Below are 8,121 nucleotides of genomic sequence, written 5' to 3' on the forward strand. Positions count from 1 at the left end.
CCGCCCTCCTCGGCCATGCCGGCGCGGCGGTGCTCGGTTCGCCGGCATGGCCGAGGAGGGCGGGGCCCCCGTCGTCGTACCCCCGGCTGCCGTGCCCGACCTGCCCGCCGCGCCCGTGGCGAAGGGGCGGACTCCACGCGGGGCCCGTTTCGCGGGGGCCGCGGACGTGCCGCAGGCGGGGCCGCGGGAGCGGGTGGAGCCTCCGGACATGACGGCGCGGCGGGAGACCGCCGGGACGGTCGCGACGCTGGTGCGGCTGCGCTCGGAGGGGCGTACCGGCGAGGCGCACGCGGTGCTCGTCGAGGCCGCCCACTGGCCCGCCGACCGCTTCCCCCTGCTCGCGGCGGAGCTCCAGCAGGCCGGGCTCGGCGCCGACTGGGCGACCCTGCTGTGGGAGGCCGCCTCGCTGCCCGCCGACCGGCTGGTGGCCGCGGCCGACGCGCTGGTCGCGGCCGGGCGGAGCGCGGACGGCGAACAGGTGCTCCGGCAGGGCGTCGCGCGCCCCGCCGGTGAGATCGGCGCGGCCGTGCTCGCCCTGGTCGCCGAGGGCCGCAGCCGTGAGGTCACCGCGCTCCTCGACGCCTACGTCCGCGTCCGCACCCCCGAGGAGGCCGCCCGCAGCGCCGAACCCGGCCCTGCGACCCTCGTACCGCTGCTCCTCGCGGCCGCGCGGGGAGTGTCGCAGGAGCGGCACTGGGACCTGGTGCACGCCCTGCGGGTCGCCGGATTCTCTGCCTGACAGGTCCCCCTCAACCCCGGTGACCGGGCACGTCGCTCCTCCACTGGAGTGTGAAACGAGATCGACTTCGCGGGTTAACGACGATGGTCTTGGCAAGCCTCTCCGGGAGGCTTACGTTCATCCCTCTACGGCCGCGTCTACGGGCGTAGAGGCTCTGACGTCCCCGCCGAAGGAGCAGCTCATGGCCAACGTCGTTCGTGCCGCTCTGGTCCAGGCCACCTGGACCGGCGACACCGAGTCCATGGTGGCGAAACACGAGGAGCACGCCCGCGAGGCGGCCCGACAGGGCGCGAAGATCATCGGGTTCCAGGAAGTGTTCAACGCCCCCTACTTCTGCCAGGTCCAGGAACCCGAGCACTACCGCTGGGCCGAGCCGGTGCCCGACGGCCCCACCACCCGTCGTATGCAGGAACTCGCCCGCGAGACCGGCATGGTGGTCGTCGTGCCGGTGTTCGAGGTCGAGCAGTCCGGCTTCTACTACAACACCGCGGTCGTGATCGACGCCGACGGCAGCATCCTCGGCAAGTACCGCAAGCACCACATCCCGCAGGTCAAGGGCTTCTGGGAGAAGTACTACTTCAAGCCCGGCAACCTCGGCTGGCCCGTCTTCGACACCGCCGTCGGCAAGGTCGGCGTCTACATCTGCTACGACCGCCACTTCCCCGAGGGCTGGCGGCAGTTGGGTCTCAACGGCGCCCAGCTCGTCTACAACCCGTCCGCCACCCACCGGGGCCTGTCCTCGCACCTGTGGCGCCTGGAGCAGCCCGCGGCCGCCGTCGCCAACGAGTACTTCGTCGCCGCCATCAACCGGGTCGGCGTCGAGGAGTACGGCGACAACGACTTCTACGGCACCTCGTACTTCGTCGACCCGCGCGGCCAGTTCGTGGGGGACACGGCCAGCGACAAGGAGGAGGAACTGGTCGTCCGCGACCTGGACTTCGACCTCATCGAGGAAGTGCGGCAGCAGTGGGCCTTCTACCGCGACCGCCGCCCCGACGCCTACGAAGGGCTGGTGCAGCCGTGACCGAGGACCTGCTGGGACGCCACCGGGCCGTCCTGCCCGACTGGCTCGCCCTCTACTACGAGGAGCCGCTGGAGATCACGCACGGCGAGGGCCGGCACGTCTGGGACTCCGAGGGCAACAAGTACCTCGACTTCTTCGGCGGCATCCTCACCACGATGACCGCGCACGCCCTGCCCGAGATCACCAAGGCGGTGAGCGAACAGGCCGGGCGGATCATCCACTCCTCGACCCTGTACCTGAACCGGCCGATGGTCGAACTCGCCGAGCGCATCGCCCAGTTGTCCGGCATCCCGGACGCCCGGGTCTTCTTCACCACCTCCGGCACCGAGGCCAATGACACCGCGCTGCTGCTCGCCACCACCTACCGCCGCAGCAACACGATCCTCGCGATGCGCAACAGCTACCACGGCCGCTCCTTCAGCGCGGTCGGCATCACCGGCAACCGCGGCTGGTCCCCCACCTCGCTGTCCCCGCTGCAGACGCTGTACGTCCACGGAGGCGTGCGGACCCGCGGCCCGTACGCCTCACTCGGCGACGACGACTTCATCGCGGCCTGCGTCGACGACCTCAAGGACCTCCTCGGGCACACCCGCCCGCCCGCCGCTCTCATCGCCGAGCCGATCCAGGGCGTCGGCGGCTTCACCTCCCCGCCCGACGGCCTCTACGCCGCCTTCCGCGAGGTGCTCCAGGAGCGGGGCGTCCTCTGGATCGCCGACGAGGTGCAGACCGGCTGGGGCCGCACCGGCGACCACTTCTGGGGCTGGCAGGCGCACGCGCAGTCGGGTCCGCCGGACATCCTCACCTTCGCCAAGGGCATCGGCAACGGCATGTCCATCGGCGGTGTCGTCGCCCGCGCCGAGATCATGAACTGCCTGGACTCCAACAGCATCTCCACGTTCGGCGGCACCCAGATCACCATGGCGGCCGGCCTCGCGAACCTGTCGTACCTCCTGGAACACGACCTCCAGGGCAACGCCCGGCGCGTCGGCGGGCTGCTGATCGAGCGGCTGCGGTCCGCGGCGGCACGGATTCCCGGTGTACGGGAGGTGCGCGGGCGCGGGCTCATGCTCGGCGTCGAGCTGGTGAAACCCGGCACCGACGAGGCCGACCCGCAGGCCGCGTCCGCCGTGCTGGAGGCCGCTCGCGCCGAGGGGCTGCTGCTCGGCAAGGGCGGCGGGCACAACACCAGCGCCCTCAGGATCGCCCCGCCGCTGTCCCTGACCGTCGCGGAGGCCGAGGAGGGCGCCGCGATCCTCGAACACGCTCTGAGGAGCACCATCCAGTAGGCCCACAGCGAGGGAACACCGTCATGAGCACCACCTTGGAGCCCCTGGAGTCCTCGGCACCGGCCCTGTCGGTCCGTCAGGTCCTCATGCTGGAGAGGGTCCTGGCCGGGGAGCCCGAGGTGGTGGCCGGCGCGAGCCAGCTCGACCGGGCCGTGCGCTGGGTGCACGTGGCCGAGGCCGCCGACGTCGGCGTGATGCTCAGCGGCGGCGAGATGGTCCTCACCACCGGCGTGCTGCTCGCCGGTGACGACGACAAGCAGGCCGAGTACATCCGCTCCCTGCACCGCGCGGAGGCCGCCGCCGTGGTCCTCGGACTCGGCCGCGCCTTCCCGGCCCCGCCGGACGTGATGCGCCGGGCCGCCGAGCGGTGCGGGCTGCCCATGGTCGTCCTGCACCGGCCCTTCCCCTTCGCCGAGTTGACGGAGGAGGTCCAAGCGCGCCTGGTACGGCGGAAGTTCGCGGCCGTCAGCATGTCCGAGGCGGTCCGCACCGCCCTCACCGGACTCATCACCGCGGGCGCCCCGCTCCAGCACCTCCTGGACGAGATCGCCCACCACAGCGGCTGCCCCGTCGTCGTCACCAACCTCGCCCACCGTGTCCTCGCCACCGCGGGGGAGCGCTCGGCGGTGGACGACGTGCTGCGCGACTGGGAGCGCATCGCCCGCCAGGCCGGAGGCAGCGAGGGCGACGGCTGGATCCGCGCCGAACTGGGCGGGCGCGGGGAGCGCTGGGGCCAGATCATGCTGTGCGGCTACCGGGGCGACACGGCCACGGGACGGCTGCTCGCCGACCGCGCCGTCGAGTCCCTCGTCCTGCACCGCATGCTCGGCGGCACCTCCGCCCACACCTGGGAGGAGCAGTCCGCGCAGAGCCTGCTCACCGACCTGGTCAGCGGGGTCGTACCGGCCAGGCAGTTGCTGCCCCGCGCCCGGGCGGCCGGACTGCCCGTCAACCGCCGCACCTTCGTCCCGCTCGTCGTCCGGGACGGCGATCCCGCCGAACTCGACCGGGTACTGCGGCTGTTGGGGCTGTCCGGCATCGTCGCCGAACTCGCCGACGGGGCCACCGCCGTCCTGCTGAGCCTGGCCCGGGACCAGGACGCCGCCGTGCTCACGGCGAACTTCGCAGCACGGCTGACCCGGACCGTCGTGGCCGCGGCGGACCCGCGCACCGTCTGGGACGACGTCCCGGCCGGGATGCGCGAGGCCCGGCATGTCGCCGACGCCGTCGCCTCGGGAGCGCTCGACCTTCCCGCGGTCGTCCGCCTCAAGGACGTCCATCTGCGCGGCCTGATCCGGCTGTTGCGGGACGACCCGCACGTGCAGTCCTTCGCCGAACGCGAGCTGGACGGGCTGCTCGCCGGGGCGGGGGACGACCTGCTGGCGGTGCTGCGCACCTATCTCGCCACCGGCCGCAACAAGTCCCGCACCGCCCAGCTCCACCACGTCTCCCGTCCCGCGCTCTACCGCCGGCTGGAGGCGATACAGAGCAGGCTCGGCGTCGACCTCGACGACTTCGAGCAGGCCGCCTCGGTGCACATCGCGCTTCTAGCGCACGACGCGCAACAGAGCTGAAACACGCTACGACCTGGGAAAACGGCGGTGAAACATGGGCTCACGACAGGGTGACACCGTGGCACGCCGCATGCCCGCAGACGTGACACCGTGCAACTCAAAGCCGGTTTTCGGACTTCCTAGTCTTCTCGCACACCGAGCGACCGGAGGTCCCGATGAGCAGAGTGATTCGCGCCGCCCTCTTCCAGACCGCGTGGACGGGCGACAAGGAGTCGATGATCCAGGTACACGAGCAGGCGGCCCGGGACGCCGCCGCGCAGGGTGCCCAGGTCCTGTGCTTCCAGGAGCTGTTCTACGGGCCGTACTTCTGCCAGGTCCAGGACAAGGCGTTCTACGAGTACGCCGAGCAGATCCCGGACGGGCCCATCGTCAAGCGGTTCCAGGCGCTGGCCAAGGAGTTGGGCATCGTCCTCATCCTGCCGATGTACGAGGAGGAGCAGCCCGGCGTCCTCTACAACACCGCCGCGGTGATCGACGCGGACGGCTCGTACCTCGGCAAGTACCGCAAACACCACATCCCCCAAGTGCCGGGATTCTGGGAGAAGTTCTACTTCCGCCCCGGCAACCTGGGGTGGCCGGTCTTCGACACCAAGGTCGGCCGGATCGGCGTCTACATCTGCTACGACCGTCACTTCCCGGAGGGCTGGCGGGCGCTCGGCCTCGCGGGCGCCGAGATCGTCTTCAACCCCTCGGCCACCTCGCGCGGACTCTCCGCCTACCTCTGGCAGCTGGAGCAGCCCGCCGCGGCCGTCGCCAACGAGTACTTCGTCGGTGCGATCAACCGGGTGGGCGTGGAGGAGCTCGGCGACAACGACTTCTACGGCACGACGTACTTCGTCGACCCGGAGGCCCAGTTCGTCGGCGAGGTGGCGAGCGACAAGGAGACCGAACTCGTCGTCCGCGACCTGGACATGGCCAAGCTGCGGGAGGTCCGCGACCGCTGGCAGTTCTACCGCGACCGCCGTCCGGACGCGTACCCGCCGCTGACCGCACCCTGACCGCACCCACCACCCTGGCAGGAGAGGGAACATGAGCAGCCGAACCGTCATCCGCGGTGGCCTCGTCATCACCGCGTCCGACGAGATCCACGCCGACGTGCTGATCGAGGACGGCCGCATCGCCGCCCTCGCCGTGCCCGGCGCCCAGAACTGGACCGCGGACCGCACGATCGAGGCCACCGGGAAGTACGTCATCCCCGGTGGCGTCGACGCCCACACCCACATGGAGCTGCCCTTCGGCGGCACCTTCGCCTCCGACACCTTCGAGACCGGCACCCGGGCCGCCGCCTGGGGCGGTACCACCACGATCGTCGACTTCGCGGTGCAGAGCGTCGGCCACTCCCTGCGCGAGGGCCTGGACGCCTGGCACGCCAAGGCCGAGGGCAACTGCGCCGTCGACTACGGCTTCCACATGATCGTCTCCGATGTGAACCAGGAGACGCTCAAGGAGATGGACCTGCTGGTGGAGGAAGGGGTCACCTCCTTCAAGCAGTTCATGGCCTACCCCGGCGTCTTCTACTCCGACGACGGCCAGATCCTGCGCGCCATGCAGCGCTCCGCCGAGAACGGCGGCCTGATCATGATGCACGCCGAGAACGGCATCGCCATCGACGTCCTGGTCGAGCAGGCCCTGGCCCGCGGCGAGACCGACCCCCGCTACCACGGCGAGGTCCGCAAGGCGCTCCTGGAGGCCGAGGCCACCCACCGCGCCATCAAGCTCGCCCAGGTCGCGGGCGCCCCGCTGTACGTCGTGCACGTCTCGGCCATGGAGGCGGTGGCCGAGCTGGCGCGGGCGCGCGACGAGGGGCTCAACGTCTTCGGCGAGACCTGCCCGCAGTACCTGTTCCTGTCCACGGACAACCTCGCGGAGCCGGACTTCGAGGGCGCCAAGTACGTGTGCAGCACGCCCCTGAGGCCCCGAGAGCACCAGGCCAAGCTGTGGCAGGGACTGCGCACCAACGACCTCCAGGTCGTCTCCACCGACCACTGCCCCTTCTGCTTCGTGGGCCAGAAGGAACTCGGCCGCGGCGACTTCTCCAAGATCCCCAACGGTCTGCCCGGCGTCGAGAACCGCATGGACCTGCTCCACCAGGCCGTCGTCGACGGGCACATCTCGCGCCGCCGCTGGATCGAGATCGCCTGCGCCACCCCGGCCCGGATGTTCGGCATGTACCCGAAGAAGGGCACCATCGCCCCGGGCGCCGACGCCGACGTCGTCATCTACGACCCGCACGCCGAGCAGATCGTCTCCGCCGAGACCCACCACATGAACGTCGACTACTCGGCGTACGAGGGCAAGCGCCTCACGGGCCGGGTCGAGACGGTCCTCTCGCGCGGCGAACTCGTCATCACCGAGCGGGAGTACACCGGACGGGCCGGCCACGGCACGTACACCCCGCGCTCCACCTGTCAGTACCTCAACTAGGAGTGGCGCCCATGGACTTCGGACTCGTCCTGCAGACGGATCCGCCCGCCTCGAAGGTCATCAGCCTGATGAAGCGGGCCGAACGCAACGGCTTCACCCACGGGTGGACCTTCGACTCCGCCGTTCTCTGGCAGGAGCCGTTCGTGATCTACAGCCAGATCCTCGCGAACACCTCCAGGTTGAAGGTCGGCCCGATGGTCACCAACCCGGGCACCCGCACCTGGGAGGTCACCGCCTCCACCTTCGCCACCCTCAACGACATGTTCGGCAACCGCACGGTCTGCGGCATCGGCCGCGGCGACTCCGCGATGCGCGTCGCGGGGCGTACTCCCAACACCCTGGCCCGCATCAGCCAGGCCATGAAGGTCATCCGGGCGCTCGCCTCGGGCCAGGAGGCCGACCTCGGCGGCACGGTGATCAGGTTCCCGTGGATCAAGGAGGGCGCCGAACTCCCCGTATGGATGGCGGCGTACGGCCCCAAGGCGCTGAAGATGACCGGTGAGGAGGCCGACGGGTTCATCCTCCAGCTGGCCGACCTGTACCTGACCGAGTACATGGTGAAGGCCGTCAAGGACGCGGCCGCCGCCGCGGGGCGGGACCCGGCCGAGGTCAAGATCTGCGTGGCCGCGCCCGCCTACGTCACCGAGGACGACTCGCCCGAGGCGCTGGCCCACGCGCGCGAGCAGTGCCGGTGGTTCGGCGGGATGGTCGGCAACCACGTGGCCGACCTGGTGTCGAAGTACGGAGAGCACTCCGCCGCCGTACCCGACGAGCTGACGGACTACATCAAGGCCCGCGAGGGGTACGACTACTCGCACCACGGGCGGGCCGACAACCCCGACACCGCCTTCGTGCCCGACGAGATCGTCGACCGGTTCTGTGTCATCGGACCGGTCGAGAAGCACATCGAGAAGCTGCACGCGCTGCGCGAGCTGGGCGTCGACCAGTTCGCCGTCTACGACATGCACGACGCCCAGGAAGCGACCATCGACGCGTACGGCTCCGAGGTCATCCCCGCCGTCAACGCCTGACCCGTATCGCCCGAACCGCTCGACCGACCCCCCACTCCTTGTC

The 8,121-nt window shown here is 70.7% G+C and carries 6 protein-coding genes and 1 pseudogene; all 7 read left to right on the top strand.

The features are described from left to right. A pseudogene (locus tag EHS43_RS30595) lies at positions 1-739 on the top strand (hypothetical protein); the annotation flags it as partial. Between the two features lie 181 nt (positions 740-920). Continuing rightward, on the top strand, positions 921-1,763 hold the full coding sequence (locus EHS43_RS30600) for a nitrilase-related carbon-nitrogen hydrolase (protein WP_125193949.1): 843 nt from the start codon (positions 921-923) through the stop codon (positions 1,761-1,763). Then, positions 1,760-3,049, top strand: coding sequence for an aspartate aminotransferase family protein (locus tag EHS43_RS30605; protein ID WP_125193950.1), 1,290 nt, complete (start codon positions 1,760-1,762; stop codon positions 3,047-3,049). Before EHS43_RS30600 ends, EHS43_RS30605 begins: the two co-directional genes overlap by 4 nt. A gap of 23 nt (positions 3,050-3,072) precedes the next feature. Next, complete coding sequence (locus tag EHS43_RS30610) at positions 3,073-4,623, top strand: PucR family transcriptional regulator (RefSeq protein ID WP_125193951.1); 1,551 nt, start codon at positions 3,073-3,075, stop codon at positions 4,621-4,623. A 155-nt stretch (positions 4,624-4,778) separates the two neighbouring features. Further along, positions 4,779-5,621: a nitrilase-related carbon-nitrogen hydrolase gene (locus tag EHS43_RS30615; RefSeq protein ID WP_125193952.1), complete on the top strand. Its 843-nt coding sequence runs from the start codon at positions 4,779-4,781 to the stop codon at positions 5,619-5,621. Positions 5,622-5,652: 31 nt separating this feature from the next. Further along, positions 5,653-7,047: a dihydropyrimidinase gene (gene hydA, locus EHS43_RS30620; RefSeq protein ID WP_125193953.1), complete on the top strand. Its 1,395-nt coding sequence runs from the start codon at positions 5,653-5,655 to the stop codon at positions 7,045-7,047. A gap of 11 nt (positions 7,048-7,058) precedes the next feature. Continuing rightward, positions 7,059-8,078: a TIGR03842 family LLM class F420-dependent oxidoreductase gene (locus tag EHS43_RS30625; protein WP_125193954.1), complete on the top strand. Its 1,020-nt coding sequence runs from the start codon at positions 7,059-7,061 to the stop codon at positions 8,076-8,078. The last annotated feature ends 43 nt before the right edge of the window (positions 8,079-8,121 follow it).

This window comes from Streptomyces sp. RP5T, from assembly GCF_003933965.1.
Classification (GTDB): domain Bacteria; phylum Actinomycetota; class Actinomycetes; order Streptomycetales; family Streptomycetaceae; genus Streptomyces.

What these genes read in the sequence shown, in the direction of transcription:
- EHS43_RS30625 (WP_125193954.1), top strand. Translation starts at nt 7,059, where the DNA reads ATGGACTTCGGACTCGTCCTGCAGACGGATCCGCCCGCCTCGAAGGTC.
- EHS43_RS30610 (WP_125193951.1), top strand. Translation starts at nt 3,073, where the DNA reads ATGAGCACCACCTTGGAGCCCCTGGAGTCCTCGGCACCGGCCCTGTCG.
- EHS43_RS30615 (WP_125193952.1), top strand. Translation starts at nt 4,779, where the DNA reads ATGAGCAGAGTGATTCGCGCCGCCCTCTTCCAGACCGCGTGGACGGGC.
- EHS43_RS30600 (WP_125193949.1), top strand. Translation starts at nt 921, where the DNA reads ATGGCCAACGTCGTTCGTGCCGCTCTGGTCCAGGCCACCTGGACCGGC.
- hydA (WP_125193953.1), top strand. Translation starts at nt 5,653, where the DNA reads ATGAGCAGCCGAACCGTCATCCGCGGTGGCCTCGTCATCACCGCGTCC.